At 42.5% G+C, this 2006-nt stretch carries 1 protein-coding gene; it reads right to left on the reverse strand.

The window, feature by feature from the left end; genetic code table 11:
* A partial coding sequence (locus G625_RS20240) for a condensation domain-containing protein (protein WP_044933015.1) occupies nucleotides 1–2006 on the reverse strand: 2006 nt, incomplete at both ends.

Raw genomic sequence — 2006 nt, forward strand, 5'->3', positions numbered from 1 at the left:
TCCTCCGGATACTCTGGGTCGATTGGTAAAAATGCTCCTCCGGCTTTTAGTACACCGTCACGCATCACATAGGCATAGCTGTCCCTGTCTGCCATAACTGCCACAATTGTATCAGGAGCGAGACCATGTGAACCTTCTGATCCATCACATGGTTCGGTCGATAAACCACCAACCACACCACCAGTTGCGATCCTGTCGCCTGACACTCCACCTGTATAACGCGCTAAACTGTCATCCATCATTACAGCAGATTCATGCCCGAAAGCACCGAATGAATCTGCATGGATCTTTCGTGCCTCTGCAATGAGCGCATGACCTACAGCATTGGCCTCTTCGTTGAGTTCTTTGTAAGTAAGAGTTCTGTCAACTGCAACAAGTGCAACCTTGTCAGGGTTCTCTTCGGCACTGTCCTGAAGCAGTCTGTATGCCGGTCGCTCCTTTACAGCATAAAAAGAATCATGGAGAGATATTATCTTCTGTTTATCCTCTTCTATTACAAGACTTATATCACCGATCTTATCTCTGACAATCAATTCGGAAACGATTCTGTCCATCATTCCCACTAAACCGTCAAGAGTATAACTGCTGTACATCTCAGGATCATACTCATATTCGTATTCTATCTTGTCTCCATCCAGCATGACATTCATATCTATAGATGCTTTAGCCTGGGACAAATCCTGCTCCTCCGTTTCTGAAACAGCAAATCCTCCGATGACAAGTTCCTTGTCTCCGTTACTGTCACCCTGATATGCAAAGATCACATCAGAGCGAATACCGTATCTGTTGCTTATTTCATTGAAGCTGAAGATATCATGGCTCATAGCTCCTATAAGGTACTGACTGCATGCAGAAAGTACATCAGTGATCTTATCACCTTCATTTGAACGAAGCATTACAGGAAAGGTTTTTACAAACATTCCTACACTGTCTGAAAGACGAGGATCATTTCTTCCATTGTATATAGTTGTAAATATCGCTTCTTCCGATGACGTATATGCTTTTAGCGCAAGGCCAAATGCCACTGTGAAGAAGGCATTCTCAGAAATATTCTGTTTACTGCAATACTCACGGATGCTTTCTGCAGAAGTAGCACCTGTCCTGCTATCGGATGCGATATGTCCTCCGGATGTTTTGTTTTCTTTCACCGGCAAAGTGCATGGTTCACAGCCTTTGAATACGCTGTCATAGAAATCCTTCGCCGCTTCATACGCATTTGAGTTTCTCTTTTTCTCTTCAGAAAGAGCATACTCAAATCCTGTGAACTGTTCTGCCTTGAGCGTCTGTCCAAGGTATGCTTTGTTCACATCCTGAAGGAATATCTCAAAGGATTCACCATCCATGATTATATGGTGGAAATCAACAAAGAGATATTTTCCGTCTGCAGTATCAAACAGCTCTATCCTGTACAGCGGTGTACCGTCTGTAAGATCAAATGGCTCTACAAGGTCATCCAAAACAGGTTTTGTATCAGATACAGATATAGCAACTCTGTCCTTTTTATTTCGTATAGCAATGATATTTCCATCATCACTCTGTTTCATCGTCATACTTAAATATGGATGCGCTTCTACGGCCTTTGAAAGTGCTTCATCCAGCTTATCCATGTCTACACACTCATCCAGCTTATACAGATAAGGAATGTTGTAAACAGTAGTTCCTGAATACTTTACACTCTCGACAAAAATACCCATCTGTGTCATCGACAGTGGATATTCACTTCTAATTTCAAATTCCTCTTCAGGAGCCTTACCTGAAATCAATGCTTCAATGCTACGCACTGTCCTGTTATCAAACAGTTCAGCGATACTGATATTGGCGTCAACTCTATCTTTCAGGAGAGAACTCATCCTTATGGAACTAAGGGATGACAATCCAGCTGCAAAAAGATCCGTAGTTATGCCTATCTTATCTGTTCCGATTACTTCTTTTGCTATGTCGAGGATCTTTTCCTGCATCTCATTCTCTGCAGGGACTATCTCTTCTATGGTCACTTCGATCACAGG

This window comes from Oribacterium sp. NK2B42 (assembly GCF_000424445.1).
Lineage (GTDB): Bacteria > Bacillota > Clostridia > Lachnospirales > Lachnospiraceae > Oribacterium.